General features: G+C 62.8%; 23 protein-coding genes. 13 read left to right on the top strand and 10 right to left on the bottom strand.

The genetic code is table 11. The features are described from left to right. Positions 1-227 precede the first annotated feature (227 nt). The gene (xrtD, locus tag HK107_RS04245; RefSeq protein WP_173197053.1) at positions 228-1805 is read left to right on the top strand and encodes a VPLPA-CTERM-specific exosortase XrtD; all 1578 of its coding nucleotides are present in this window, start codon (positions 228-230) and stop codon (positions 1803-1805) included. Positions 1806-1822: 17 nt separating this feature from the next. Then, entirely contained in the window at positions 1823-3043 is a 1221-nt protein-coding gene (locus HK107_RS04240) for a glycosyltransferase family 4 protein (protein WP_173197052.1), read from the top strand. An 18-nt stretch (positions 3044-3061) separates the two neighbouring features. Here HK107_RS04240 and nuoF read toward each other — a convergent pair whose 3' ends face one another. Continuing rightward, entirely contained in the window at positions 3062-4366 is a 1305-nt protein-coding gene (nuoF, locus tag HK107_RS04235; protein ID WP_173197051.1) for an NADH-quinone oxidoreductase subunit NuoF, read from the bottom strand. A 170-nt stretch (positions 4367-4536) separates the two neighbouring features. Between nuoF and HK107_RS04230 the strand changes: the two genes are divergently transcribed. The 3 genes from HK107_RS04230 (at position 4537) to HK107_RS04220 (ending at position 7374) form a co-directional block, all read left to right on the top strand. Further along, a complete protein-coding gene (locus tag HK107_RS04230) occupies positions 4537-5457 on the top strand; it encodes a glycerophosphodiester phosphodiesterase family protein (protein WP_173197050.1) in 921 nt (306 codons plus the stop codon). A 112-nt stretch (positions 5458-5569) separates the two neighbouring features. Then, a complete protein-coding gene (locus HK107_RS04225; RefSeq protein WP_173197048.1) occupies positions 5570-6730 on the top strand; it encodes an alkane 1-monooxygenase in 1161 nt (386 codons plus the stop codon). A 47-nt stretch (positions 6731-6777) separates the two neighbouring features. Then, positions 6778-7374, top strand: coding sequence for an exopolysaccharide biosynthesis protein (locus HK107_RS04220; RefSeq protein WP_173197046.1), 597 nt, complete (start codon positions 6778-6780; stop codon positions 7372-7374). On the opposite strand, the gene HK107_RS04215 is transcribed toward HK107_RS04220, so the two are convergent. Both HK107_RS04215 and HK107_RS04210 read right to left on the bottom strand, forming a co-directional pair. Further along, positions 7371-8309: a polysaccharide deacetylase family protein gene (locus tag HK107_RS04215; RefSeq protein WP_173197044.1), complete on the bottom strand. Its 939-nt coding sequence runs from the start codon at positions 8307-8309 to the stop codon at positions 7371-7373. The genes HK107_RS04220 and HK107_RS04215 overlap by 4 nt on opposite strands. After that, positions 8306-8725, bottom strand: coding sequence for a nuclear transport factor 2 family protein (locus HK107_RS04210; protein WP_173197042.1), 420 nt, complete (start codon positions 8723-8725; stop codon positions 8306-8308). The genes HK107_RS04215 and HK107_RS04210 overlap by 4 nt, the downstream gene beginning before the upstream one ends. Before the next feature lie 239 nt (positions 8726-8964). Here HK107_RS04210 and HK107_RS04205 point away from each other — a divergent pair, with 239 nt between their 5' ends. Beyond that, positions 8965-10998, top strand: coding sequence for a TonB-dependent receptor plug domain-containing protein (locus HK107_RS04205; protein ID WP_173197040.1), 2034 nt, complete (start codon positions 8965-8967; stop codon positions 10996-10998). 18 nt (positions 10999-11016) lie between these two features. Here HK107_RS04205 and nuoE read toward each other — a convergent pair whose 3' ends face one another. Further along, entirely contained in the window at positions 11017-11673 is a 657-nt protein-coding gene (gene nuoE / locus HK107_RS04200) for an NADH-quinone oxidoreductase subunit NuoE (RefSeq protein WP_173197038.1), read from the bottom strand. A 222-nt stretch (positions 11674-11895) separates the two neighbouring features. Between nuoE and HK107_RS04195 the strand changes: the two genes are divergently transcribed. Genes HK107_RS04195 through msrB form a run of 3 tightly spaced genes read left to right on the top strand, consistent with a single transcriptional unit; the run spans position 11896 to position 15462 of the window. Then, positions 11896-13953, top strand: coding sequence for a TonB-dependent receptor (locus tag HK107_RS04195; protein ID WP_173197036.1), 2058 nt, complete (start codon positions 11896-11898; stop codon positions 13951-13953). A gap of 30 nt (positions 13954-13983) precedes the next feature. Further along, a complete protein-coding gene (gene ubiA / locus HK107_RS04190) occupies positions 13984-14889 on the top strand; it encodes a 4-hydroxybenzoate octaprenyltransferase (RefSeq protein ID WP_173197034.1) in 906 nt (301 codons plus the stop codon). Positions 14890-14931: 42 nt separating this feature from the next. Beyond that, entirely contained in the window at positions 14932-15462 is a 531-nt protein-coding gene (gene msrB / locus HK107_RS04185; protein WP_173197033.1) for a peptide-methionine (R)-S-oxide reductase MsrB, read from the top strand. Positions 15463-15618: 156 nt separating this feature from the next. Here msrB and HK107_RS04180 read toward each other — a convergent pair whose 3' ends face one another. After that, on the bottom strand, positions 15619-16272 hold the full coding sequence (locus HK107_RS04180; RefSeq protein ID WP_173197032.1) for a DUF2793 domain-containing protein: 654 nt from the start codon (positions 16270-16272) through the stop codon (positions 15619-15621). Positions 16273-16333: 61 nt separating this feature from the next. Further along, complete coding sequence (locus tag HK107_RS04175) at positions 16334-17311, bottom strand: YncE family protein (RefSeq protein WP_173197031.1); 978 nt, start codon at positions 17309-17311, stop codon at positions 16334-16336. 89 nt (positions 17312-17400) lie between these two features. On the opposite strand from HK107_RS04175, the gene HK107_RS04170 reads away from it, so the two are divergent. Then, positions 17401-18417: a ligase-associated DNA damage response exonuclease gene (locus tag HK107_RS04170; protein WP_173197030.1), complete on the top strand. Its 1017-nt coding sequence runs from the start codon at positions 17401-17403 to the stop codon at positions 18415-18417. A 55-nt stretch (positions 18418-18472) separates the two neighbouring features. Continuing rightward, positions 18473-19126, top strand: coding sequence for a hypothetical protein (locus HK107_RS04165; protein WP_173197029.1), 654 nt, complete (start codon positions 18473-18475; stop codon positions 19124-19126). A gap of 67 nt (positions 19127-19193) precedes the next feature. On the opposite strand, the gene purL is transcribed toward HK107_RS04165, so the two are convergent. Further along, positions 19194-21917: a phosphoribosylformylglycinamidine synthase subunit PurL gene (gene purL, locus HK107_RS15810; RefSeq protein ID WP_269815571.1), complete on the bottom strand. Its 2724-nt coding sequence runs from the start codon at positions 21915-21917 to the stop codon at positions 19194-19196. Positions 21918-21960: 43 nt separating this feature from the next. Continuing rightward, complete coding sequence (locus tag HK107_RS04140; RefSeq protein WP_173197028.1) at positions 21961-22542, bottom strand: NnrU family protein; 582 nt, start codon at positions 22540-22542, stop codon at positions 21961-21963. 75 nt (positions 22543-22617) lie between these two features. Between HK107_RS04140 and HK107_RS04135 the strand changes: the two genes are divergently transcribed. Beyond that, positions 22618-23724: a serine hydrolase domain-containing protein gene (locus HK107_RS04135; protein ID WP_173197027.1), complete on the top strand. Its 1107-nt coding sequence runs from the start codon at positions 22618-22620 to the stop codon at positions 23722-23724. An 8-nt stretch (positions 23725-23732) separates the two neighbouring features. Here the strand turns inward: HK107_RS04135 and HK107_RS04130 are convergent, their stop codons facing one another. Further along, entirely contained in the window at positions 23733-24971 is a 1239-nt protein-coding gene (locus HK107_RS04130) for a DUF917 domain-containing protein (RefSeq protein WP_173197025.1), read from the bottom strand. A 141-nt stretch (positions 24972-25112) separates the two neighbouring features. Here HK107_RS04130 and HK107_RS04125 point away from each other — a divergent pair, with 141 nt between their 5' ends. Continuing rightward, the gene (locus HK107_RS04125; protein WP_173197023.1) at positions 25113-25835 is read left to right on the top strand and encodes a sterol desaturase family protein; all 723 of its coding nucleotides are present in this window, start codon (positions 25113-25115) and stop codon (positions 25833-25835) included. Here HK107_RS04125 and purQ read toward each other — a convergent pair. Beyond that, positions 25832-26491: a phosphoribosylformylglycinamidine synthase subunit PurQ gene (gene purQ / locus HK107_RS04120; RefSeq protein ID WP_173197020.1), complete on the bottom strand. Its 660-nt coding sequence runs from the start codon at positions 26489-26491 to the stop codon at positions 25832-25834. The two genes, HK107_RS04125 and purQ, sit on opposite strands and share 4 nt — an antisense overlap. Positions 26492-26558: the final 67 nt, after the last annotated feature.

Genomic DNA, 26558 nt, shown 5'->3' with positions numbered 1-26558 from the left:
CAGAGCTTTCGAAGTCGCGGTGCAAAGGTGCGTTGCGGTGGTGGATTCGTGGTTCAGTTGCATCACTTGGGGAACGCTAGTGGCCGGCTATCGTTTCTTCGAATGAGCGCGTGGAATGGTGGTTGCAGCAGCCTGCAATCATTGCCCCGGAGGCTCCTATCTCTTAGGCAGAAAACAAGGACTAGGCCGTAAGGCTTGGTCCAGAACAGAACAATCGAGGCAACGCCGTGAGCGCGACGACGTTTCAGATCCCGAAGCCCAGTTCTAAGGACTGGCCCCTCTATGGTGTTTTGGCGGCGCTCGTCGTTGTCGTCGCCTTTCTTTTCCATGAAGGGTTCGCGAACCTGTGGGACCGGTGGGGCCGTCGTGAGGAGCTCAGCCACTCCTACTTCATCCCGGCCATCACGGCATGGATGCTGTGGGACCGCCGCGAGGCCCTGAAGGCTTCCATCGGCGCGCCGAGCTGGATTGGCGCTGCAGTGCTTGCTTTTGGCGTGCTGACCGTTGCTGGCTACCAGACGACGCACATCTTCCTGATCGAGCACCTCGGCATCATCATCTCGGCCTTTGGCCTCGCGCTTCTGATCGGCGGCCAGTCGCTCTTCCGTCAGACGTTCTTCCCGCTCGCCTATCTCATCTTCATGATCCCGCCGCCCTTTTGGATCATCACGGTCACCAGCTGGCAGTTCCAGCTCTGGTCGTCGGAGCTTGGCGTCGCGATGATCCGCTTCTTTGACGTACCCGTGCTCCTGCGCGGCAATGTCATCGAGCTTGGCAACATCACCCTTCAAGTGGTCGAGGCCTGTTCGGGCCTGCGCTATCTCTTCCCGTTCCTCAGCCTTGGTGCGCTGGCAGCCTATTTCTACCGCGGGCCGCTGTGGCAGCGGGCGCTGGTGCTCCTGTCGACGATCCCGATCACGATCGTCATGAACAGCTTCCGGATCGCCATGACCGGCATCCTGTCGGACCGTTATGGCCCCTCGCACACCGAAGGTTTCCTGCACTTCTTCGAAGGCTGGGTCGTCTTCCTGATGTGTATTGCGTTGCTGCTCGTCGTGCTCGTCACACTGGCCCGTTTCAGCGGCAAGAAGAACGTCCTCGCTACGCTGGGCCTGCCCCACGCCGAAGCGATCCGACCTGCCGCTGCATGGACGCGGGAGCGTTTCATGCTCGTGGCAGGTGCAACGACGGCTGCGGTCGCTGTCTTCGCCGTGCTGCTTCACACCACTGAGGACGAGCTCATCGCGCCTGACCGCGAGACCTTCGCCCAGCTGCCGCTGGAGTTTGAAGGCTGGCAGGTGCGCGAGACTGCCCTCGACGTTGCGACGGAAGAGGCGCTGGGCGCTGACGACTATATCGTCATGAACCTCGTCGATCCCGAGGACCGCGAGGTTTACAACCTCTACATCGCCTATCTCGAAGCGCAGCGTGACGGCCGTTCCTGGCACTCGCCGCGCCAGTGTCTGCCCGGTGGCGGCTGGACCTTCGACGTTCAGGAGATCATCGCCGAGGGACCCCAGAACGTTCTGGGCCACGCCTACAACCGGATCATCATGAGCCAGGGCGAAACTCGCTACCTCGTCTATTACTGGTATGACCAGCGCGGCCGGACCTTCGCCGATGAGATCTGGATGAAGATCGTGCTGATCTGGGACGTTGCGACCAAGCGCCGCTCGGACGGTGCGATGATCCGGATGATGACCCCGATCGCGCCTGACGAGACCATCGAGGAAGCCGAGACGCGCCTTCAGAACATGCGCGTTGAGACGCTGACGCCGATCCTTCCGAAATACATCCCGTCCTAACGGCGGAGGGTTCGGCCATGCGCGTCCTGCTCGTTGCGCCCAACGCTTCGGCGCGGATGGGTGGAGAGGCGATCCTGCCCCTCCACTGGCTGCGGGAGCTTCGCGCCCTCGGCGTCGATGCGCGGCTCCTGACCCATGTCAGGTGCAAGGAAGAGATCGACGCGAGCGCCTTCGCTGGCATGCCTGTCCACTACATCGAGGACTCCGGAGCCGAGCGTGAGATCTGGAAGTTCCGGCAGAAGTCGAAGGGCATCGCCTGGCGGCTTGGTGGGTTCTCCCTGCAGCTGACCTCGATGATCCGCCTTGGGAAAGAGGCGCGGAAGATCGCAGACCGCGACGGCATCGACCTGATCCATCAGGTGATCCCTGTCTCGCCGAGGCTGCCCTCGCCTGTGACCCACCCGAGGATCCCTGTTGTGATCGGCCCCCTCAACGGGAACATGACGTTCCCTGACGGCTTTGCGACGAGCTATGGCGATGCCTCCGAGGAAGCCGAGGGCTTGGCGCGGAAGCTGTCTGCGCCCATGCATTCCGTGTTCGGCGGGAAGCCGAAGGCTGCGCGAGTGCTGGTCTCGAATGAGCGGACGGCTGCGGGGTTGCCTGACGGCGTTGATGCTTCGCGGGTCGTGGAGTTCGTCGAGAACGGTGTTGACCTCTCCCTGTGGCAGGATGAACGTCCGATGGCTGACGGTCCTGCGCGGTTCATTTTTGTTGGGCGTCTCGTCAACTGGAAGGCACTCGACATTCTTCTCGAGGCGTTTGCGCAACTTGGTGGCGATGAGACCCTCACGATTTGCGGTGACGGGGTCGAGCGGGCCGCTTGGCAGAAGCTGGCTGGCGAGCTTGGGCTTGGCGGCAGGGTCAGGTTCCTGGGTGCTATTCCGCAGGCTGACGTTGTGCGGGAGATGGCCGAGGCGCACTGCCTCGCATTGCCCTCGGTCTACGAGTGCGGCGGCGCTGTTGTCCTCGAAGCGATGGCGCTGAGGCGCGCCGTGATCGCTTCGGACTGGGGCGGGCCTGCAGATTACGTCAGGCCTGAGACAGGCATCCTCGTGCCGCCAACGTCACGTGATCAGTTCAGGGATGATCTTGCCGAGGCGATGCGCTCTTTAGGCTCGGACATGGAGCGGATGCGCGCCATGGGCGAGGCGGGACGCCAGCGCGTCGAGGAACATTTTGCCTGGAAGATGAAGGGCGAGCGGATGCTCGCCCTCTACGGGGAAGTCCTAGCAAAGTAGGACTTTCGCGTGTTCGCGTTACTCAGCGGCCATATACGGCACGGCCACGTGGCCCGGTGCGCGGCGGTAGTTGGTGATCTTCTCTTCGATCTCATGGCGGAAGTGCTGGATCAGGCCCTGCACCGGCCATGCGGCTGCGTCGCCAAGGGCGCAGATGGTGTGCCCTTCGATCTGGCCAGCCACGTCGAGGAGCTTGTCGATCTCGGACATCTCGGCCTCGCCGCGCTCCATCCTCGTCAGCACACGCCACATCCAGCCGGTACCTTCACGGCACGGTGTGCACTGGCCGCAGCTCTCGTGCTTGTAGAAGTAGGCGATGCGGGCGATCGCTTTGACCATGTCCGTGGACTTGTCCATGACGATGACCGCCGCGGTGCCAAGGCCTGACTGGTGCTCACGCAGGGCGTCGAAATCCATCAGGACATCGTCGCAGATATCCTTGGGAAGACAGCGCACGGACGATCCGCCGGGGATCACAGCCTTGAGGTTGTCCCAGCCGCCGCGCACGCCGCCGCAATGGCGCTCGAGCAGGGTCTTGAGCGGGATCGACATCTCTTCTTCGACGTTGCACGGCTTGTTGACGTGGCCGGAGATGCAGAAAAGCTTCGTGCCGTGATTATTCGGGCGGCCGAAGCCTTTGAACCAGTCAGCGCCGCGGCGGAGGATCGTCGGGACGACCGCGATCGACTCCACATTGTTCACCGTGGTCGGGCAGCCGTAGAGGCCAGCGCCTGCGGGGAAGGGCGGCTTGAGGCGCGGCTGGCCTTTCTTGCCTTCGAGGCTTTCAAGAAGCGCCGTTTCCTCGCCGCAGATGTAAGCGCCTGCGCCGTGGTGGATGTAGATGTCGAACGGCCAGCCGTGGATGTTGTCCTTGCCGACGAGGTTCGCGGCGTAGGCTTCGTCGATGGCCTTTTGGAGCTGCTCGCGCTCGTGGATGTATTCACCGCGGATGTAGATGTAGCAGGCGTGCGCCTTCATCGCGAAAGAGGCGACGAGGCAGCCCTCGATGAAGAGGTGCGGATCGTGCCGCATGATCTCGCGGTCCTTGCAGGTGCCGGGCTCTGATTCGTCGGCGTTCACGACGAGGTAGTGAGGGCGGTCCTTCACTTCCTTCGGCATGAACGACCATTTGAGGCCGGTGGAGAAGCCAGCACCTCCGCGGCCGCGGAGACCCGATTCCTTGACCTGGTCGATGATCCACTCAGGTCCCTGGTCCAGCATCTGCTTCGTCGCGTTCCACGCGCCGCGCTTCTTGGCCCCTTCGAGGAAGGGGTCCTGGAGGCCGTAAAGGTTCTGGAAAATGCGGTCTTTGTCCTGGAGCATGGTGGTGCCCGTCACCTCAGTGAATGCGTACCGGCTGCAGCTACGGCGAAGGCGAGCCGGGCGCAAGGCTGCGTTCTGACGCGCCGACGATCAGGAGTTGCTGGCGCCATTCAATCAAATTTGCTTAATCGCGCCCCGTCGAAGCCTAGGGGCATTGCTGGGGAGCGAATATGACACTCAAGAGCTTGGCCGGAGCCGCCGCCGCACTCTCGCTGATTGGCTGTGCCGAGGACGCCGGGAATGGCGAGCCGACGGCCCCGATTACCACCGACGTCACCGCCGCAGCATTCCTTTCGTGCCTCGAGGGCAAGGAAGCCATCGTCAGCGCGCACCGGGGCGGGCCAGCTCCGGGATTTCCTGAGAACGCCATCGAGACCTTCGAGCGGACCCTGTCCCGGGTCCCTGCGCTCATCGAGACCGACGTCCGCGAAACCTCCGACGGGGTGCTGGTCCTCCTCCACGATGAGACGGTGGACCGGACAAGTGATGGGTCGGGAGACATCTCGGATCTGACGCTGGAGGAAGTGAAGGCGCTCCGCCTCAAGGATAAGGACGGCAGGCTCACCGAGTTCCGGATCCCGACCCTCGATGAGGCGCTGGACGCGATGCGCGGCAAGACGATCCTGCAGCTCGACGTCAAGCGGGGCGTCTCTCTCAGGAAAGTCGCGCGGGCCGTGGTGGCCAAGGGTGCCGAGGGCCATGCGGCGATCATCACCTATTCCGACAATGGCGCAATCATTGCGGCGCAGGCTTCGCCGCTCCTCTCGGTCATCGCGTCGGTCGACAACTCTGCGCACCTTGCCGACCTTGAGCGGCGGGGCCTGCCCAAGGGAAGGCTCGTTGCGTGGACCGGGCTGATCGAGAACCCCAATGCTGCCCTCTACCGCGTCCTAGGCGAGAAGGACGTCAGCACCTCGGGCGGCGCCATCGGCAGGCTCGACCGCCGCGCGGCGGCTGGCGAGCGCGGGCTTTACGCCGGGCTCGAGGATGCAGGGCTCGACGTGATCGCGACCGACAGGCCCGTGGAAGCTGCCCGGGAGATCGGTGCGAGCCAGACGGCCGCGGCGATCAGGTCCTGCGCGTCTTCCTGAAGTCAAGGCAGGGCGGCGGGCATAATAATGTTCGTGCCAGCGAATGATGAGATGGATGGAGGCGGAAAGGTTCCTCCACTAGATTGAGGGAGGTTCGATAAGGAGGACCGCCATGAGCTCGACTGTCGCCAATGCTGTTCGCAAGCCTCTCCAGGTGAGGGCGCCCCGGCGGTTCCTGTTCCTGTTCGGCGTGCCCCATGCCTTTGCCGTGACCCTGACGGTGGCGCTCTACCATGCGCTGGGCGGTGCGGCCTGGGTGACCCTCCTTCCAGCGATCTGGTTCTATGTCATCATCCCGATCCTCGACTTCCTGATCGGGGAGGATGAGACCGTTCCGCCTGAGGACGAGTACAAGCGGCTTGAGGCAGACCGTTTCTATACGAACCTTATCTTTGCGATCCTTCCGGTCTATCTGCTGAACTTCGCCCTCGGTATCATGCTGCTGGTCGATGGGCTTCCGCTCTGGGCGGCAATTCCGTTCATGTTCTCCTTCGGCCTTGGTGCAGGTCAGGTCCTCGTCTATGCCCATGAGCTTGGTCACCGTACGAACAATCTCGACCGGCAGATGGCGAAGTTCGCCCTGTCGATCATCGGGTACGGACATTTTTGTATCGAGCATAATCGCGGGCACCATGTGCATGTGGCCACGCCCGAAGACTGCGCGTCAGCCCGGATGAACGAGACGGTCTACGGCTTCATGTTTCGCGACATTATCGGGGCCTTCCGGCGGGGGTGGATGCATGAGGCCAAGCGCCTGCGGAACAAGAAGCTGCCTGTTTTTTCTCACCACAACGAGATCTTGCAGAGCTATGCGGTGACGCTGGTCTTCGCCGCGGCGATGATTGCCTGGCTCGGTTGGGTCGCGCTGCCGTTCATCGTGCTCCACCACTATCTTGGCTGGTTCGCCCTCACGGTGGTCAACTACATCGAGCACTATGGGTTGAAGCGGGAGAAGCTGCCGAACGGGCGTTATGAGCCGTGCAAGCCCTACCATAGTTGGAACACGAACCATGTCGTCTCCAACATCGTGACCATCAACCTGCAGCGCCATTCCGATCACCATGCGAACCCGGCCCGGCCCTACCAGTGCCTGCGCAACTTCGATGAGCTGCCAAGGCTTCCCTCGGGCTATCCCGGCTGCATCACCATGGCCCTGGTCCCGCCGGTCTGGTTCGCGGTGATGAACCCAAGGGTCCGGGCATGGTGCGCGACCTTTGCGGACGGCGACGAGAGCAAGCTCAATTGGGGCTTCCGTGAGGCGCCCGCGACCTGACGGGGGGTTGAAGGGAACCAGCGGCATGGGGCGCCTGTTTTCTCCCCATGTCCGAGACCACGAGCTCCGTCACCGGCCTCCTCGACACGCTGGATGAGGCTGTCCGGCGTGAGAACGCTGCGGGGTCTGGCAAGGTGTCCGTGGGCACGATCCTCGATTCGATTGGCAACCGCAGTTACGGGCCGTTCCTCCTGGTCCCGGCGCTGATCGAGCTCTCGCCTGTGGGCGGAATACCGGGTGTGCCGACGGTCCTCGCCTTCATTGTGCTAACGGCTGCGGTGCAGATGCTGGCGGGGCGCGAGCACATCTGGGTGCCGGGGTTCATCGAGAGGCGGCGGGTCAAGGGCGCAGCGATCGAGAAGGCCGATCAGATGATCAGGCCGCTCGCCAAATGGCTCGACCGGCACACCCGCGAGCGGTTCCGGCATCTTCTTCGTACACCGATGGTCAAGCTTGCGGCGTTTCTTGTGATCTGCCTCTGCCTGACGGTTCCGCCGCTTGAGCTGATCCCGTTTGCGAGCGCCATCCCGATGGCGGCGATTGCGCTCTTTGGGCTGGCGCTTCTGGTCCGCGACGGGCTGGTCATGGCCATCGCGTTCATGAGCGTTGCGCTGGCAGCCGCCGGGATATTCCTCGTCGTCTAGTCAGGCTTCGGGATCGCACCGAGCTCTGCAAGCCGGTTGTTTATTCCGTCTTCATCCGCAGACCAATGGTCGAAGGTCTCAGAACCCCTTGCGCCTCGTTCGTACGCGAGGGCGGAGACGCGGCCCATCCCTGCGAAGAGCGTATCGGGAAGCTTCGTAGCGATCGGGTCCGCATAGGCTTCGTCCGCGGAGATGATTTCCCAGCCTTTGGCTCGGAGCGCGTCGATCGCTTCGTCAATGAAGTTCGCCGCGAGGTCGTTCTCGTGGAGGAGGAGTACGTGAGCGGGCTGGCGGTCCAGCCATTCCTCCGAGAGATGATGGTAGTGCTCCGACGCCTCGACGACCATCGCGACATAGGCGTCCTTCAGAGCTTCCTTGTCGACAGGCAGGCCATCCCGGACAGCTTGTTGCCACCGGCTCTCCATGTGCCAGTCATAGGTGTCGACGGTGACGTAACCGGAGAAGAGCCCGCGGTCGGCGAGAGCCTTCCGCATGGCGTCGCGTTTGACCTTGTCCTGACGTTCTTCGTCGAGGAACGGAAAGCGGAACCAGGCCCTGCGGTTGGCGAAGCCCGTCAGAAGCTCCTCCGCCTTGTCGAGGTCAGCGAGATAGGTCTCGAGGGGCGTGCGCGACAGCCATGGGTGGCTGTGGGAGTGGTTGGCGATCAGATGGCCTGCATCAGCGTAGGCCTTCACCCGTGCGTGGCCTGTCTCCAGCTGCTCGATCCCGCGGGTGGTGACGAAGATCGTGGCTGGCGGCATCTCAGCCTTGGCGAGCGAGCTCAGGAAGAGCTCCGTCCGCTGATCGCCGGTCATGACCCTGCTGTCCGAGCGCGGGGCGTCATCGAACGTGATGGCGATGCGCTTGCCCTCCTCGGCGTGGGCGAGGCCGAAGCTTGTGAGGAGGGCGAGAGCGGCGGGGAGGAGCTTGTTCATTCCTGAACGATGAACACCTTCGACATGATCTTCCAGTCCTCACCGACTTTGGCGAGGGTCAGTGCGTCGAGAAAGCGTCCATTGGAATCGAAGAGCACCACGGCGAGCCTGTCGTCGACAACATTCATCGAGACGATCTTGCCTGTCCGCTCATCGGTGATGGGGTCGCCCTTCGACCAATTGGCGATGGTGTCCTCCATCTCCCAGGTGCGGACAACCGTTTCCCCGTCATCCTTCAGGACGCCGATCATTCTTGCATGCTCGGCTGAGAAAGCGCGGTTCAGGCGCTCGGCGCTGCGCTCGCCCTGGCCGTCGAAGTAATCGAACACGGCTGCCGCGATGGCATCGTTGGTTTTGTCCCCTGCGTGGGCGGAGGAGATGGCGAGGAGGGCGGAAATGGCGGCGGCACGGAGCATGGCTCTTCCTTTCGGCTGCATGCTGACGAGCATGCCCCAAGAACAGTGCGGCGCATCATGTCCGAGCTGTCATTTAGCAGCTGTTAGAACATGACAGAATTGTCATCACATTCGACCACATCTGTAGTCATTTCGTCGGATCAAGGGGTAGCCTACAAGTGTAGGCGATGTTACCTCCAGCTTATCGGAAAACGGTAAGTTCCACGGGATGGAGCTTGCCGCTCGCAGGGAACAAGACATTGAAAAAAAGCCTCGCTCTTGCAGCGGCGGCATCGCTCGCGATGCTGCCGACGATGACCCTCGCTCAAACGGAAGCAGCCGTGGAGGTCTCCGAAGCGGAGGTCTATGAGCCTGCCTTCTTCGAACGTTTCAACCCGCAGACGGCCCTCGATATGCTCCGGCGTGTACCAGGCTTCAGTGTAAGGAACAATCAGGGAGGTCGTGGCCTTGGACAGGGCGGAACGAACGTCCTGATCAACGGCGAGCGTATCACTTCGAAGACCTCCGGTGCCCTCGATATCCTCGGCAATACGCCGGCGAGCTCGGTTGTCCGTATCGAGATCGTCGATGCAGCTAGCCTCGGTGTGACGGGCCTGACGGGTCAGGTTGCGAACGTGATCGTGGAGCGGGGAGAGCTCAAGGGCAACTGGCGATGGTCGCCTCAGTTCAGGCATGGCCTGCCGCCGCGGATAGCCAATGCGGAGATCTCCATCAGCGGCGAGACAGGCGGGACGTCGTTCACCGTCGGTGTCAGCAACAGCCCCTTCCGCAACGGCCACCGGGGTCCTGAATATGTCTTTGGTCCAGATGGAACGTTCACGGAAGAACGCTACGAGGATGGCCAGTATTTCGGTGAGAATCACTCGATCGAAGCGAGCCTCTCGGGCGGGCAAACCTCTGGTCTCAAATACAATATCAACGCGGACGGAACGCTTTTCAGCTTCGACGGCCGGGAGATTTCGGAGCGCGCCGACGGGGTGGTCCGGATCAGCGAAGACGCTGAGGACGAATGGAACGCGTCGATCAACGCTGATTTCACCAAGACGATCGGCCCCGGCGATGCGAAGATCATCGGCTACTACCGGTTTGAGCATAGCCCGTTCCAGTCGCGCCTGACGACCTTCGAGGAGGACGAGGTCCTTCCCGTCGACACCTTCTTTCAGACAGCTGATGAAGCGGAAGCTATTGGCAGATTTGAGTATGTGATCGCGCGCCCGAACGAGCGTTCGTGGGAACTGGCCGCAGAATATGCGCTCAACACGCTGGAGACGGAATCGAGCTTCGAGACCAATGATGCGGGTATGATCGACGTCAGCGATCTCGACCCGGTCGAGGTCACCGAAGACCGGATCCAGAGTTCGCTGACCTACAACAGGAAGTTCTTCGACAAGCTCGCCTTCCAGGGCTCGGTGGGCTCGGAGTATTCCGAGATCCAGTCGATGGTCGCAGGTGTCGAGAGCGAGCCGCGCAGCTTCTTCAGGCCGAGGGGCTATGTGAGCCTTGCCTACCCGGTCAATGAGAAGTTCGATATCCGTGCACGGATCGACAGGACTGTGGGCCAGCTCAACTTCTTCGCATTCGTCAGCTCCCTCGATCTCAATAATGAGCAAACCTCGGCAGGCAACACTGACCTTGTCCCGCAGCAGGCCTGGGAAGGCGAGCTTGAGCTTGAGAAGCGCTGGGCCGAGGAAGAGAAGATCATCTTCCGTACACGGGTTCGCCTGATCGAGGACCGGGTCGACAACATCCTCGTCGATGGCGAGGAGGCCATCGGCAACATCGATGAGGCGCGGAGCCTGTCTCTCGAGATGGAAGGGACAACGCTTCTCGACAGGTTCGGGATCACTGGCGCCCGGGTCGATTTCTCAGGGGAGCGCCACTTTACCGAACTTGATGATCCCCTGACCGGCGAAGCACGTCCGTTTTCGGGCAATCTGCGGTACTTCGTGAACATGAACTACCGGCACGACATTCCGAACACCGACTATGCCTACGGCTTCGACATCACGCACCTCGAGTTCGAAGGCCGTGAGCAGATCTTCCAGACGAGCTTCCAGAGCTTCAGCCAGCCGCAGACAGAGTTCTATGTCGTCCACAAGGACTTCTTCGGGATGAACCTCAGCGCCTATGTCGTGAACCTTCTCGACATGGACGAACGGTTCGAGCGCACGGTCTATGACGGGTTCCGGACGGAAGGGAACGTCCTCTTCCGCGAGGCGCGGTCGCGGGACTACAAGGCAATTGTCGGCTTCAACCTCGAGGGGACCTTCTAGGTCCCCTCCGATGAGGAGTTAGGCAGCGTCGGTGCCAGGGAGCTTGGTGATCTCTTTCGCCTGCTCGCCCTGATAGATGCTGTCATCGGTGAGGGTCGTGTTCTCACCTTCAGGATCGGAGGTGTGGCGGCCTTCGTTGAAGACGCCGGGCTCGACATATTCACCCTTGTCGAGCTTGGCGAGGATCTCGCGGAAGCTCTCTTGGGTGAGGTCCTGATAGTAATAGTCGTTGATCTGGACCATCGGTGCGTTGCAGCAGGCGCCGAGGCATTCGACTTCGAGCCAGGAGAGATTGCCGCTCTCATTGATGGCGTTCTGCGGGCCGATCACGTCACGGCAAACCTCGGCGAGGTCCTCAGCGCCGCGAAGCATGCAGGGCGTCGTGCCGCAAAGCTGGACGAAGTATTTCCCCACCGGGCGCAGGTTGAACATCGTGTAGAAGGTCGCGACCTCGTAGACCCGGATGTAGGGCATCTCGAGCTGGCTCGCGATCGTCTCCATCGCTGCGATGGAGATCCAGCCTTCCTGCTTCTGGGCGCGCCAGAGATAGGGGATCACCGCCGAAGCCTTGCGCGGCTCGGGGTACTTCTTGAGCTGCTCGGCGCACCAGGTCTTGTTTTCTTCGCTCCAGGCGAAGCTGTCGGGCTGCAGACGGGCAGGTGAGCGATCGGCCATCTCGGCTCCTCGAAAGCGTTAGAATGCGAAGCCCTGCCTATCGCGGGAAGCTGGTGAATTGTCCAGAGACTTGAGGTGGGACAGAGCGCGCGGGGTCTTCATCGCTGCAAATCTGCTGTAAGGGGCCGATGTGATGGTGGAACACACGCCATCCCTCTGTTACGAACTCCTTTAACGAGAAACGGTAAGCCGGGGGCTACCGCGACAAGGGAGGGGCCTACCATGAGAAGCTGCCTGACAGCCTGCCTTCTGGCTGCCCTGGTGCCCGGCGCGGCCTGGGCGCAGCAAGCCCCTGCAGAAGCTGAGAATTCTGGCGTCCAGCGGTTCGAGCCTGCCTATTTCGAGCGGTTCGCCCCCCAGACGGCTGCTGACATGGTCCGTCGCATCCCGGGCTTCTCGGTGAGGAACAACACCGAAGGCCGTGGTCTCGGGCAGGGCGGTACGAACGTCCTCATCAATGGCGAGCGGGTGACGTCGAAGGAATCGAACGTCATCGAGATTCTCGAGCGCACCCCGGCGGCGACCGTCGTGGCCATCGAAGTGGCGGACGCTGCGACCCTCGGCGTGACGGGCCTCACCGGGCAGGTGGCGAACGTCATCATCGACCGCTCCAACCTTTCGGGCAGCTACGAATATTCGATGGAGTTCCGTGACGAGACCAAGCCGCGCTTCCAGCGGGGCCAGGTCTCGGTGTCGGGCGAGGCTGGCAAGCTCAGCTACACACTCGGTCTTGCGAGCAGGTCCCGCCGAGGCTTCGAGCGCGGGCCAGAGGAAGTGCTTAACGGCATGGGCAACCTGATCGAGCTGCGCGATGAACACCTCCAGATCAAGTATGATGGCCCTCGGCTGACCTATGACCTCGGCTATGACTTCAGTGCAAGGACGAAACTCCGCCTGACGGGCTCAGGGGAGCTTGGCAATTTCCAGGAGATCGAGCGTTCGGAGAGCTCCAACGGCAGCTTCCGCACGGCTGAGAACGCCGAGGATGAGTGGAACACGGACATCACGGCTGAGCTCAGCCATGATATTGGTCCGGGTACGGCCAAGCTGATCGGCTATACCCGGTTCGAGCATTCGCCTTTCTTCAGCCGCACAAAGCTCCGCACGCCGGGTGAGGAAGACTTCATCCAGACATTCGAGCAGGTCGCCGATGAAGCCGAGAGCATCGGCCGGGCGGAATATGCCTGGGCGACCGAGAGCGGTGTCTCATGGGAATTCGCAGGCGAGACCGCGTTCAACTTTGTCGAGGTGGAATCCGACTTCATCATCCAGGATGGCCTCGACAATGAAGTCGTGGATATCCCCGGCGTTCGTGTCGAGGAACTCCGTGCACAGACGTCGCTGACGCGGGGCTTCAAGATTTTCGAGAAGGTCAATGTGCAGGCCTCGCTCGCTGGCGAGTGGTCGCGCCTGACCGTCGAGAATGAGGCGGGCGAAGAGACCCGCGAAGAGTCCTTCCTGCGCCCCAAGGGCTTTGTCAGCCTTGCCTTCCCGCTCGGCGAGAAGCTCAGCATGCGGGCCCGGGTCGACCGGTCGGTGGGCCAGCTCAACTTCTTCGACTTCGTTTCGTCCGTGAACCTCACCGATGAGCGGGAGGATGCGGGCAACAAGAACCTCGTACCGCAGCAGAGCTGGGATTCAGAGCTCGAGCTTCAGCGCGACTTCGGCAATGACGAGCGGATCGTCTTGCGGTTCAATCACGCGTTCATCGCCGACCGGGTGGACAATGTCCTCGTTACGGTGGAGCGCGATGGCGAGCTGGTCAGGCAGAACGCGACGGGTAACATCCCCAAGGCGCGCTTCGCGGCGGCACGGCTCGAAGGAACGGTGTTGACCGACCGCTGGGGGCTCAAGGGTGGGCGTTTCGACTTCGAGGGCGCGCGCTTCTACTCCGAGGTCGAGGACCAGCTGACCGGAGAGAACCGCAGCTTCAATGGTTTCAATGACTGGTTCTATGGCATTGATTTCCGTCACGATATTCCGGGTACGAATTGGGCCTGGGGCGGTGACGTGAGGCGACGTGGGCCTGAGGAGTTCATCCGCTTCGATGAAGAGACCCGTTTCTCCCTGTCCAAGCCGTTCTACGGTGCCGGCATTGAGTACAAGGACTTCTACGGAGCGATCCTGCGCCTGCGGGTCGGCAATATTGCGAATACGGACTTCAAGGTGAACCGCATCCGCTATGATGGCTTCCGCGACGAAGGCGTGATTGAGGAGATTGAGCGGCGCGAGCGCTATGACAATCAGCGCTGGGCTATCGATATTGTCGGGACTTTCTGATGAGGGCCGGGCGCTGCTAGGCCAACGCCCATGAGTGTTTCCGAAAAGACGATCGACGCCGAGCCGGGGCTCGTGGACCGCGCCCCCGCGGCAGTGCGCCCCTATCTGAGGCTGATGCGGGTGGACCGGCCGATCGGCGTCTGGCTTCTCTTTCTTCCCTGCCTCTGGGGCATGATGGCAGCCCGGCCAGAGGCGATGGATGCAGGCCGGTTCTGGTGGCTGGCAGTTCTGTTCTTCATCGGCTCGTTCGTGATGCGGTCGGCTGGTTGCGTCTGGAATGACCTTGTGGACCGGGACCTCGACCGTTCGGTGGAGCGGACGCGCAACAGGCCGATTGCTTCAGGCGTGGTGAGCCGGAAGGCTGGCCTCGCGCTGGCCGTGGTGCTTTGCCTTGTGGGCTTTCTCGTGCTGATCCAGCTGGGGATGGCGGCCATCCTGATCGGCATCGCGTCAATCGCGCTGGTTGCGGCCTATCCCTTCATGAAGCGGATCACCTGGTGGCCGCAGGTCTGGCTGGGCCTCACCTTCAACTGGGGGGTGCTGGTCGGCTCGGCGGCGGTGAGCGGCGGGGTGACCCTGCCTGCGGCGCTTCTTTATGCTGCGGGGGTCTTCTGGACCCTCGGCTATGACACGATCTACGCGCTGCAGGACATCGAGGATGACGCGCTGGCGGGGATCAAATCGAGCGCGAGGCGGCTTGGCGGCGGCGTCCGGTGGGGCGTTCTGGTCTTCTACGCCATCGTTATCGCCCTCGCTTCGGCGGCGCTTGTCTTCGGCGGGAAGGGGCAGTGGAGCCCCGTGCTTTTGCCGGTCGCGATGCACCTCACCTGGCAGGTGGCGAGCCTTGATCCCGAGGACGCCCGGCGTAACCTTATGCTCTTCAAGTCGAACATCTGGCCGGGCGCCATGATGGCTGCGGCGATGCTGCCGCTTTGACCTCAGCCCGGCGCCGCCCATTTTAAGGGGATGGACAAGCCGATGAGACTGGACCGCCGCACATTGATCGCAGGCACCGCCGCGGGGCTGGTGCTGCCAGCCGTGGGCTGCGCAAGGACGAACGATGCCGACGAGGAGAGCAAGATGACCGAGGTGAAACCCGTGCCGCTGGGCGAGAGCGACGTCGACTGGAAGGCCATCACCGAGGACGAATGGCGCGAGCGCCTGACCGACAAGCAGTTCCGCATCCTGCGTAAGGAAGGGACCGAATGGGCAGGCAGCTCCGACCTCAACGACGAAAAGCGCGAAGGGGTCTTCATCTGCGCGGGCTGCCACCTGCCGATCTTCCCGTCGTCGTATAAGTACAACTCAGGAACCGGCTGGCCGTCCTTCTTCGACTATGCCGAAGGGACGCTCGGGTTCAAGACGGACTACAAGCTAATTTATCCGCGTAAGGAATATCATTGCATACGATGCGGCGGGCACCAGGGGCATGTCTTCAAGGACGGGCCGGATCCGACGGGGCTTCGCTATTGCAACAATGGCGCGGCGCTGTTGTTTGTGCCTGCGTGAGCAGGGCTCTTCGAGCGCCTTTTTTGGCGAGCTGACGCTCGTGATGGGTGCTGGATCAAGTCCAGCATGACAGGTGGTGAGGTGGTCTCTCCTTCTTCGTCATCCTGGACTCGATCCAGGATCCATCTCGAAAAAAATGGACAGACAAAGATCCGCCTACGCTGTATTCGGTAGACTGACCGAACCGGTCTGACGATCGATCACCAGCGCATCCCGGAACTGGCCCTGATCATCAGCGACCTTGATCACGAAATCATCCGTGCCCGTAAGGCCGAACTCGGCCTTGCCTAAGAAGGCCGACTGGAAGAGGATCGACGCGGTCTCGGTGCCGCCCGCCTTATTCACCACGAGGCGCATGTCCCCCGACCCCGGGGTGACGTCATCATGGCTGAAGAGTGCTGCGTCAGACTTCACGGTCAGGCGGTTCGTGGCATCGGGCGAGGCGTTGACGCCAAGGACGCTCGGTTCGTTGAGGCTTGCCCAAGCCGCGCCGGTATAGACCCTAAGGCTGGCTTCATCCTCCGTATACACGACCATCCCGATGAGCGGCGTGATCTCAGCCCAGGCGTTTTCCTGAAAGGCCATCACGGTCCCTTCCGGCCTGCCGTCCCACGCCGCACCGCTCGCGCCAGCGGGCAGGATATAGGCCTCGCCGTCAACGCCCGCGGGCTCTGTAGCGATGCTGGCGCTCTTCACGGAGAGGTGGACGAGAGTGTCCAGCATACGGACGGTCTCGTTGATGGTGACATGCTTCTGCGCCTGGGCTTCGGCGAGGTAGCTGAGCCCGAGGCGGGTCGAGGTGAGGGACATGGGGCGGCTCCGGTCAATTCAGTGACCAGAGCCTAAGGCAGCCGGAGAGGGCGGGGATAAGTCAGCCGCGCTCCAGCGTGATGGGCGAATAGCCGAGCCCGTCTGAGCCTTCGCCAGCCTTCATTTTGCGCGTGATCTCATTCGTAGACGTATCGATCTCGTAGATCATCTGCTCCCGGGTCGCCGCGACCCAGAGGCGCTTGCCTTCGGGGCCGTAGAGCATGGTGACCGGGAGGCTATTCTCCGCAAGTTTGATCGTCGCCGTTCGGTCGAGGCTCGCCATGTCGTAGATATGCACCTCGGCGATATCGAAATGGCTGACCGCCAAGCTCTCGCCGTCGGGGTGCACCTCCACCCGGATCGGGACGCCCGGTGTGTCGAAGGCGGCTGTCTGCTGCAGCGTCATGGCATCGAACAGCATGACCGATTTCGAGCCATTGTTCCCTACAAGGATGGTCGAGCCGTCAGGCGTCACGGCAATCGCTTCGGTCCCGTCGCCAGCCTTGACGTCCGTGACCTTGCGGTTGCGCTTGAGGTCAATCACCGTGAAGCTGCCCGAGCCGATGTTGGCGACATAGGCGCGGCCCGCGTCAGGGGCGACGGCGACCATGTGGGAGCCCTGCTGGTCCGTCGCGACCCGCCTCCCGGTCCGCTCGTCGAGCGGGTCGAGGATGACCACGTTCTGGGTCGCTTCGGTGGTGACGATCACCTTGTCCGTACCCGGAATCCATTTGAGCCCGTGGGGCCCTCTCGCGCTGCCAAGGCTCGTCACGTCCGTCCGGATCATGCCTGCGACATCGAAGAGGTGGAGGCTGTTCCCAGTGTAGTCGGGGCCGCGATAGCTCACGACCACCGCTGTCTTTCCATCGGGGGTGGTGACGATCTCATGGGGATGCTTGCCGGTCTCGCGACGGGCGACTTCCTCGCCGGTCGCAAGGTCGATGAAGCTGACCGTGTGTTCGGCCTTGTTGCCGACGATCAGGGTTTCGGCGTGGGCGGTGCCTACCAAAGCAAGGGCGGCGATCAGGAAACGGTGCATGGGAACCTCCTACGTGCGACGGTCCGCCCCGGCCCCGCGCCTGTCAAGCGTCCCTTGCGGAAGACAGCGCGCGGCCTAGGTCCCTCAGCGTGAAGCCTGAAGCCCTCCTCCACCCGACGCCTGCGGGGCTCTATTGCCCGCCGGGGGATTTTTACATCGACCCGGTGGCGCCGGTGGGGCGGGCGATCATCACCCATGGCCATGCCGACCATGCGCGGGCAGGGCACGGCGCGGTGCTCGCGACGCCTGAGACGCTGGCGATCATGGCCGTGCGCTACGGCGAGATGTTCACCGAGAAGCGCCAGCCGATTGCCTATGGCGAGGTCGTCGAAGTGAACGGCGTCACCGTCTGGCTGGTGCCTGCTGGCCATGTGCTGGGCTCAGCGCAGGCAGTGGTCGAGCACAAGGGTACACGGATCGTGACCACCGGGGACTATAAGCGCCGGCGGGATCCGACCTGTGCCCAGTTCGAGCCTGTGCCTTGCGATGTGCTGATATCCGAGGCGACCTTCGGGCTTCCGGTGTTTGTCCATCCGCCTACTGATGGGGAGGCGCGCAAGCTGATCGCCTCGACGGAGCAGTTCCCTGAGCGCGCGCATCTTGTCGGAGCTTATGCTTTGGGGAAGGCGCAGCGGCTCATCTGCCACCTGCGCGAAGAGGGCTATGACAAGCCGATCTTCATCCATGGTGCGATGAAGAAGCTCTGCGACCTCTACGAAGAACTCGGCGTCCCCCTCGGACCGCTGGAGCCTGCGACGATCGAGAAGGGGAAAGGCGAAAAGGACCGCTTCGCCGGGGAGATCGTCGTCTGCCCACCTGCCGCGATCCAGTCGACTTGGGCGCGGCGCTTTCCTGATCCGCTTCCCGCCTTTGCAAGTGGGTGGATGCGGGTTCGTCAGCGTGCAAAGCAGCGCGGTGTCGAGCTGCCGATCATCATGTCCGACCATGCCGACTGGAACGAGCTGACGGACACGGTGGAGGAGGTCGATCCCTCAGAGCTGTGGGTCACCCACGGGCGAGAGGATGCGCTTGTTCGGTGGGCGGAGCTTCAGGGGCGGAAGGCTAAGGCGCTGCATCTTGTGGGGTATGAGGACGAGAATGAGTAGGGTGGCGTGTGACGCTGGGCTGTGGTTCAGTTCTCCAGCTCAGTGGGTCAGAACGATGCAACGCTTTATCTCTTCACTCCTATTCGGGCTCGCGCTCGCCGCTTGCGCGAGTCGACCGCCTGATATCGCGTCTGCGGATGAACCTCTGTCAGTATTGGTTATCGAACGGGCGTCTCTGGAGGCTTTCGAGGCGGAGGCGGCAAGCCGCGACGGAGCGCCTGTTACGTATCTGAGTACCGAGGTGCGTTTCTCGCAATACGCGTCTGCCACCGGTTGTGAGGTAAAAACGGGAATTGGGATGAGCAACAGCTCTCTCTTTTTCCGATTTGGCGCTGGAGAGCGCTTGGCGCCGGGGGAGGTCGTGTCTTCGTCTCGGTGGGTAATGTCGATCGATCAGTTGCAGGGTAGGCAGGCTGCTCCAGGATTCCGATACAGGATGCGTGGCCTCGAATTTTCCGGCTACGCGGCTTTCGCCTTCACGTCGGCGGGAAATCGGCAGGTTCGCTTCGAACCACGCAACGGGATCACCATTGAGGCGAACGACGCTGAGGTTCAGGTCATCGGTCCACTGACAATGAGTGTGGAGGCTTCTGAAGTCATCATCTCGCCAGCCGACTTTGATCGGGATGCCCTGCTGGCCGAGGTCGCGAGGCTGACGGGCCGTGAGAATGCCGACATCTCGTTCGCTCGCATCTCAGAGGAATGCTGAGGGCGCTCGAGCGCGGCCTTCGCTTTATCAACGCTGCCCCTACCTGAAGAAGGGGCAGCGCGCAGCTCTACCCCTTAACCTGTGTTTCAAGGGCCAGGGCGTGGAGGGTGTCGCCCATTTTTCCGCCCAGTGCTCGGTAGACCAACTGATGCTGCTGGATGCGGGTGAGGCCTTCGAAGGCGTTTGACCGGACGACTGCGCGGTAGTGGTCGCCATCGCCTGCGAGGTCTTCGATCTCGACCTCGGCGTCGGGCATGGCGGTCAGGATCATCTCTTTGATCTCGGATTCCTTCATGGGCATCAGGCGGTCCTCCTCGAGGCGGTAGAGTTCAGGGATCGTGGCTTCGTGGGCTGCGGCGAGATCGGTGACGGCAATGCGTTCCTGGCCGTCGAGGATGATTTCCTCGCCGCCGAAGATGCCGAGACGGCTGGCCTGGAGCCCTGCCATGGCGGCCTTGAGGACGAAGCTGTCTGCGGTCTCGGCCGGGACGGAGACGAGGTAGCGGGCCTGGTCCTCGCCAAACCAGAAGGCTGCCTTCCGGGCACTGATCGAGGTCGTGAGGGCAACGCCCATGCCGCTGGCGAGGCACATTTCGGACGCTGCGACGAGAAGGCCGCCATCGGAGACGTCGTGGACGGCCGAGACAGCGCTATCTTCGATCTGCTTACGGATGAAATCGCCGGTCTTCTTCTCAAGCTCGAGATCGACGGCGGGGGGAGCGCCCTCCTCAATGCCGAAGAGGTTTCGCATGTAGAGCGACTGGCCGAGGTGGCCCCGGGTCACACCGATGGCGATGAGCGCATCGCCACTCTCCATGCCGGAGATGGTCGCGCGCTTGTTCTGGTCACGGAGGATGCCTACGGCGCCAATGGCCGGGGTATGCGGAATGGGCGAGCCGTCGGTTTCGTTGTAGAGCGAGACGTTGCCCGACACGACAGGTGCCCCAAGCGCTTTGGCAGCATCGCCGAGGCCCCGGATACAGCCGACGAAACCGGCCATGATCTCGGGCTTTTCGGGATTGCCGAAATTGAGGCAGTTGGTGATCGCCAGCGGCTCAGCACCCACGGCGGAGAGGTTGCGGCAGGCTTCGGCCACGGCCTGCTTGCCGCCCTCATAGGGCGCTACGGCGCAATAGCGGGGCGTACAATCGGCGGTGACGCCGAGAGCCTTGTTCGTCCCGTGCACCCGAACCACCGAAGCATCGCCGCCGGTTATTAGCGTGTCGGCCATGACCGTGTGGTCGTACTGCTGGGTGATCCAGCGGCGCGAGCAAAGGTCAGGCGAAGCCGTCAGCTTACGGAGTGCCAGCAGCATGGTGTCGCCGCCCGGCTGGTCGGCGAGGTTCACCTCCACCGTCTCGTCTTCGGCGCGGACCTTGGCGACAGCCCCTGCGGCTTCAAGATTCTGGGCGGCGGTCTTGAAGGTGTCGAGAACCGCGCTGTCCGCGCCGAAGCTGGTGCGCGCGTGGATGGTGAGGGTTCCGTTACCCTCAGAGATACCAACAGCGCCGATGCCGTCCTTGCCGCTCAGGGTCTCGGAGATCAGGGCTTCGGCCACCTGTTCGAGGTCCTGCTCACCCTTGGTGAGCGAGACCTGAAGGTCGGTGAAGCTGGCGACCGGATCTTCGAGCTGTGCAGGCTCAGAGAGTTCCGCTTGCGGACGGTCATAGTTCGGCGCTTCGTCAGCGAGGGGTTCGAGGGGAAGGTCGCATTCAATCTCGCCCTTGTGCTCGATCACGAGCCGGCCTGTGTCCGTCGTATGGCCGATGACGGCGAAGTCGACTTCCCATTTGTCGAAGATGGCGCGGGCCTTGTCTTCGGCGCCGGGCTTGAGAACCATCAGCATACGCTCCTGGCTCTCCGACAGCATCATCTCGTATGCCGTCATGCCGTCCTCACGCTGAGGAACGTCATCGAGCTTGAGGTGCAGACCGCCTTCGCCAGCTGCGAGGCCACCGGACGCCATCTCCACCGACGAGGAAGTGAGGCCAGCCGCGCCCATGTCCTGGATCGCGACGATAGCGTCTTCGGCCATTAGCTCGAGGCAGGCTTCGAGGAGCAGCTTCTCCATGAAGGGGTCGCCGACCTGCACGGTGGGGCGCTTCTCCTCGGAGGCTTCGTCGAACTCAGCCGAGGCCATGGTCGCGCCGTGGATACCGTCGCGGCCAGTCTTCGATCCGACGTACACGACAGGATTGCCTGCACCCTTGGCAGCCGAGAGGAAGATCTTGTCGGTGTCCGCGATGCCAACGCACATGGCGTTGACGAGGATGTTGCCATTGTAGCGGGGATCGAACCCTGTCTCACCGCCGACGGTCGGGACGCCCATGCAGTTGCCGTAGCCGCCAATGCCCGCAACGACGCCCGACAGAAGGTGCTTCGTCTTCGGATGATCGATCGCGCCGAAGCGGAGCGCATTGAGAAGCGCCACCGGACGCGCGCCCATGGTGAAGACATCGCGCATGATGCCGCCCACCCCGGTCGCTGCTCCCTGATAGGGCTCGATGAAACTTGGGTGGTTGTGGCTCTCCATCTTGAAGATGACCGCCTGACCGTCGCCAATGTCGACCACGCCTGCGTTCTCGCCGGGGCCGTGGATGACCTGCGGGCCTTCGGTGGGCAGGGTCTTCAGGTGCCGCCGGGAGCTCTTGTAGGAGCAGTGCTCGGACCACATGACCGAGACGATGCCGAGCTCAAGCATGCTTGGCTCGCGACCGATCGAGGTCTTGAAGCGGTCATATTCTTCGGGCGTCAGGCCGTGTTCGGCGATGGTCTCGGCGGAGTGAGTCATGGGGCACGGAATGCCCCCATCTCCGCCTCTGCGCAAGGGATGCTTACCCGCCGAAGAAATGCGCTGGATCGAGGCCGACGCCCGCGATGTAGCGGTGGAGGTGGTGCGCCACGAGGTAGGTGCTGAAGAGCCCCGCCGCGATTGATAAGCCATCGCCAACGAGCGAGCTGCCCTTCGGCCCAAGATCGCCGCGCATTTTCACGGCAATGCGGTCGAGGAGGCTCCATCCGAGGAGGGCGCCGAAGAGCACTCCGGATCTGAGGTCACCGTTGGTCAGGAGGTGTGCGGCGGCGAAAAGGATGGTGCCGACGACCATAGGGTGGCCCACGAATGACTTGATCCGCCCGGCTGGCAGGTAAGCCGCTGTGAAGAGGATGAAGCTCAGCGCCATCAGAATGACCGCTGCGCCGGGTCCCCATTCGGGCGGGGTGTAGACGGGGTCGGTCGACCCCTGCCGCCATCCGATGATGATGAGGATGAAGCCGGCGAGAGAGACGAGGGAGTAGATCCCCTTGTACCCGCCGTCTCCAAGCTTGCCGATCAGTGCCGCCCGGGGGCCGCGCGCGAAGCCTGTGAAAAGGTGGACCCCGATGAAGATCGCGAGCCCCGTATAGAGAATGGCCATGTCTTCCTCCCTGCTGATGGGGAGGGTAGGAACCTTTTGCGTCCTTCGGGAAGGCCCGGGCGCAGGAGACGACCTATGAAACCCATTCTTCCTCTTGCCGCCCTCGCGCTCGCTGCCTGCGCAGAGCCCGAAACGTCGCCCAGCGAAATGCCGCCGGAGACGGCCCTCGCCCAGAGGATCACGGCGCTGCATGATGAGAACGGCGATGTCCCAGGCTTTGCGTTCGCGATCATCGAAGCGGGCGGCGGGATGATCTCAGGCGCCTCAGGTGTTGCGGATCCTGAGGGCGCACCCATGACGCCAGCGACGCCTCTGCGCATGGCTTCGATCACCAAGACCATCGTCGCCGCCGCTGTCCTGCGCTTGATGGAGGAAGGCGAGATTGATCTCGACAGCCCGATCGGACCGCTGGTCGGAGAGGATGTGTTGGCGCTTCTTTCTGGCGATGGTTATGACCTCGGCGCGATCACCGTGCGGCACCTCCTGATGCATTCAGGCGGCTTTGCCGACCATGCCCAGACGGAAGCCTATCTCGATCAGGTTTTCAGTGAGCGGAGCAAGGTCTGGTCCCCTGAAGAGCAGATTGGCGTGCTCGTTGCCGAGACCGATCCGCTGAGCGCGCCGGGCGAAGCGTTCGCTTATTCCGACAGCGGCTATGTGCTGCTCGGTCTCATCATCGAGGGTCTCACGGGAAGGCCTCTCCACGAAGCCGTCAGGGAGCTGACAAAGCTTGATGCGCTTGGGCTTGAGCGAACCTGGTGGGATGGTGAAGAGCCGCAGCCCGAAGGCGCCCTGCCACGCGCACATCAATATGTGAACGGAGCACCGACCCATGACATCCATGGTTCGATTGATGCGCATGGGGGAGGCGGCCTCATCGCCAGCGTTGAGGAGGTCGCGCTCTTCTATGCGAGCCTCTTCAAGGGCGAGGTCTTCGAAGACCCCTCAACCCTCGATCTGATGATCACGGCTCCCGGGCATCCCGAAGGAAGCCCCTACCGCATCGGCTTGTTCACTGGGGAGATCGACGGCGTCCGGATCTACAGTCACGGAGGGTTCTGGGGCACCTATGTCAGCATCCGGCCCGACAGCGGACGCGTGGTCTCAGGCGCTGCACTCGATCAATCCGGATACGGCCCTATGCGCGGGCTGTTGCGCGAGCTGCTGATCGACGGCCTGTGAGGGCCCCCTCAGCCTAACCGTTCTTCAATCGGGATGTAGTCGGCGTCATAGCCGAAATAGCCGGGGCTGAAGACTTCGAGGCCCTGCGGTGTCCGCCAAAGCGGGTCGCAGCGGAAGCCTAGCACTCTTACCTTCTGTCCCCTGACGAAATCAGGGTTGTTGATCCCGTCCGCTGTCTCCTCGTCGATCACGGTGATGAGATCAGGGCAGGTGGCGATGACCTCGCCGTCCCTTCTGGCGAGGAGATGCTCGTTCTTGTAGTCCGTGAGGAGGGTTGATCCTGCGAAGGCGCCCGTTCCGGTAACGGTCAGTGTACCCATCAGGAATCCGTCTTCATCGCGCCAGTTGAAATCCTGTACCTCGCCTTGAAACAGGGTGTAGCCATCGCCTGCAAGCCTTGCGGCTTCTATGGCGTCGCCGCCTGCCGCCAGCGCCTGCCTGACCGCGGCGCCGATGCCCATCGCGAGGGAGAGGCTGCCTGTGACGAGGGTGCCGGTGCGTTTGGCTTCTGCGCCCGTGATCGGCGAGTCCGTGACACCGAGCTCGCGGCTGACCACAGCCAGGCCGCGCAGCATGTCCTCCGCACGGGTCGGATGCCCGGTCTCCGACAGGACGACCCTGTCCCTGAACGGCGTTGCGCCGCCGATCGGGGTGAGGGGGAGCCCCGCGACTTTGACCGAGTGCTGATTGATCTCCGGCACGGCCCGGCCGACCGTGTCGGCATCGAGCGCAGGCCTGCCGATACGCGCAGCGATCGACAGGCCCTCAGCCAGCGACAGGGGGCCGATCTCGCCGAGGATGACGCCAGCAAAGCGTGTGCCGAGGTGCTGCTCCAGATGCTCAAAGGAGGAAAGCACCGGGAAGGTGTCCAGGTTTTCGAAGCTGTCGAGGCGCGCCTTCATCTCAGGGCTCGTCGGGGCAAGGCTCGCAAGGCCGTAGGGGCAGGCGACGCGGTCCTTGTCCCGGAGCCTCTCGACAGGCAGCATGGAGAAGGACCGGCCAGCGGCGATATCATCGCGGATCAGCTTTCGCGCTTCGGCGAGGCCCCCGCCTCCACCGCACCCAAGATAGCTCGCGCCGGTCAGCGCATCTTCGAGATCCGTCAGCGACAGGGCCTGTCCCTTGGGCGGCGTGCCCGCTGGCGCAGATGCCGGTGCAGGGGCCTCGGCCTCTGATCCTTCACTGCACCCAGCGACAGCCCCAAGGCCGAGGGCGAGACCGGTGACAAATTGGCGGCGTCCGAGCATGGCTTTGTCCCTCCAGAAGAAGGCGGGAGGCTGGCCGAATTGCCGGACGGGCGCAAATCTCGGAGGCAGAGGCGAGCGCGGCGTCATTTCGCTGGAACAGGCTGGGCATGGCCACTAGGCTGAGCGCAAGGAGGCAGGCCCTTGGTTCTTCTGGCCTATATCGCGACGATCGTTCTGTTCACGGCGCTTTTCACCCGGGAAGTCATCGCCCCTGCGTCAGGGGCGAGCTGTGACAAGCGCTGGCGTATCCTCGCGGGCGCGGTGAATGCCGGGAATGTCGCCGTGGTCGTGATCACAGGGTTCGTCTTCTCCCGATGGATCGGGATGAACGCGCTGCTGCCTTTGCCGTTCAGCGATCCCTTCAGCCAGAGCGTCGCCGTCTTCCTGACCGCGAGCTTCCTCGCCTATTGGTGGCACCGGCTGATCCACAAGTCGGACACGCTGTGGCGGATGATGCACCAGCTGCATCACAGTCCGCCTCGGATCGAGGTGCTGACCGCCTTCTATGTCCATCCGCTCGACAGCCTCGCGGCGAACCTTCTCAATGCAGGGGTCGCCTATCTTCTGTTCGGGGTTAGTCCGTGGGCGGCGGGTCTTGCGATCTTCTATGTGTCGGTGTTCAACCTCATCGCCCATGCCGATCAGAAGACCCCCCACTGGCTCGGGTTCCTGACCCAGAGGCCGGAGATGCATCGCCTCCACCATGAGCGGGGCGTCCATGCGCGGAACTACGGCCTGCCGATATGGGACGCGGTCTTCGGCACCTACGCCAACCCGCGAAAAGGCGAGGTGGCATGCGGCTTCGAGCCCGAGAACGCGCTCAGGATCAAGGATATGCTCCTGATGCGGAAGGTGCAGGACTAAGCTGCCAGCGCCTCGATCATCCGTTCAAAGAAGATGCGGCCATAGGCGCCCTCGGACATGGCGCGTTCGGGGTGGGGCATCATGCCGAGAGTCTTGCGGTCCTCGGAGACGATCCCTGCGATCTGGCGCGCGGCTCCGTTGATCGGCTCGACATAGCGGAAGGCCACGCGGCCTTCGCCTTCGAGGCGGTCGAGCTCTTCATCCGAGGCCTGATAATTGCCGTCATGGTGCGCGACCGAGAAGCGCGTGAAGTCGCCCTCGCTGTAGCCCCTGGTGAAGGGATTGTCGGAATTGCCGACACGCAGGGTCACTTCGCGGCTGATGAAATGCTGGTTGGTGTTCGACATGAGAGCACCGGGGAGGATCCCTGTCTCGCAGAGGATCTGGAACCCGTTGCAGATGCCGAGGGTCGGCCCGCCAGCCTCGGCGCGCTTCTTCACCGCTTCCATGATCTTCGAGCGCGCAGCGATCGCGCCGCAGCGCAGATAGTCACCATGGGCGAACCCGCCGGGCAGCAGCACGAGGTCGAGGCCCTCGGGCAGCTCGGTCTCGGCGTGCCAGATCATCTGCGGCTCTTGGCCGGTGACCTCACGCAGGGCCACCTGGGCGTCACGGTCGCAGTTCGAGGCGGGGAATACGATGACGGCAGTCTTCATCCGCGCCCCCTAGCGAGACCCGGTCCCTTGCGAAAGGGGCAAGGCAGCTTCGCTGAGAAGGAACTGG

It is taken from the genome of Parvularcula mediterranea (assembly GCF_013085255.1).
GTDB lineage: Bacteria > Pseudomonadota > Alphaproteobacteria > Caulobacterales > Parvularculaceae > Parvularcula > Parvularcula mediterranea.
Note: the sequence above shows the minus strand (reverse complement) of the source record. Positions and strands in the feature narration are given on the sequence as shown.

Coding starts and splice junctions, on each gene's coding strand:
- HK107_RS04240 (WP_173197052.1), top strand. CDS start 1,823: ATGCGCGTCCTGCTCGTTGCGCCCAACGCTTCGGCGCGGATGGGTGGA.
- nuoF (WP_173197051.1), bottom strand. CDS start 4,366: ATGCTCCAGGACAAAGACCGCATTTTCCAGAACCTTTACGGCCTCCAG.
- HK107_RS04230 (WP_173197050.1), top strand. CDS start 4,537: ATGACACTCAAGAGCTTGGCCGGAGCCGCCGCCGCACTCTCGCTGATT.
- HK107_RS04225 (WP_173197048.1), top strand. CDS start 5,570: ATGAGCTCGACTGTCGCCAATGCTGTTCGCAAGCCTCTCCAGGTGAGG.
- HK107_RS04220 (WP_173197046.1), top strand. CDS start 6,778: ATGTCCGAGACCACGAGCTCCGTCACCGGCCTCCTCGACACGCTGGAT.
- HK107_RS04215 (WP_173197044.1), bottom strand. CDS start 8,309: ATGAACAAGCTCCTCCCCGCCGCTCTCGCCCTCCTCACAAGCTTCGGC.
- HK107_RS04210 (WP_173197042.1), bottom strand. CDS start 8,725: ATGCTCCGTGCCGCCGCCATTTCCGCCCTCCTCGCCATCTCCTCCGCC.
- nuoE (WP_173197038.1), bottom strand. CDS start 11,673: ATGGCCGATCGCTCACCTGCCCGTCTGCAGCCCGACAGCTTCGCCTGG.
- HK107_RS04195 (WP_173197036.1), top strand. CDS start 11,896: ATGAGAAGCTGCCTGACAGCCTGCCTTCTGGCTGCCCTGGTGCCCGGC.
- ubiA (WP_173197034.1), top strand. CDS start 13,984: ATGAGTGTTTCCGAAAAGACGATCGACGCCGAGCCGGGGCTCGTGGAC.
- msrB (WP_173197033.1), top strand. CDS start 14,932: ATGAGACTGGACCGCCGCACATTGATCGCAGGCACCGCCGCGGGGCTG.
- HK107_RS04180 (WP_173197032.1), bottom strand. CDS start 16,272: ATGTCCCTCACCTCGACCCGCCTCGGGCTCAGCTACCTCGCCGAAGCC.
- HK107_RS04175 (WP_173197031.1), bottom strand. CDS start 17,311: ATGCACCGTTTCCTGATCGCCGCCCTTGCTTTGGTAGGCACCGCCCAC.
- HK107_RS04165 (WP_173197029.1), top strand. CDS start 18,473: ATGCAACGCTTTATCTCTTCACTCCTATTCGGGCTCGCGCTCGCCGCT.
- purL (WP_269815571.1), bottom strand. CDS start 21,917: ATGACTCACTCCGCCGAGACCATCGCCGAACACGGCCTGACGCCCGAA.
- HK107_RS04140 (WP_173197028.1), bottom strand. CDS start 22,542: ATGGCCATTCTCTATACGGGGCTCGCGATCTTCATCGGGGTCCACCTT.
- HK107_RS04135 (WP_173197027.1), top strand. CDS start 22,618: ATGAAACCCATTCTTCCTCTTGCCGCCCTCGCGCTCGCTGCCTGCGCA.
- HK107_RS04130 (WP_173197025.1), bottom strand. CDS start 24,971: ATGCTCGGACGCCGCCAATTTGTCACCGGTCTCGCCCTCGGCCTTGGG.
- purQ (WP_173197020.1), bottom strand. CDS start 26,491: ATGAAGACTGCCGTCATCGTATTCCCCGCCTCGAACTGCGACCGTGAC.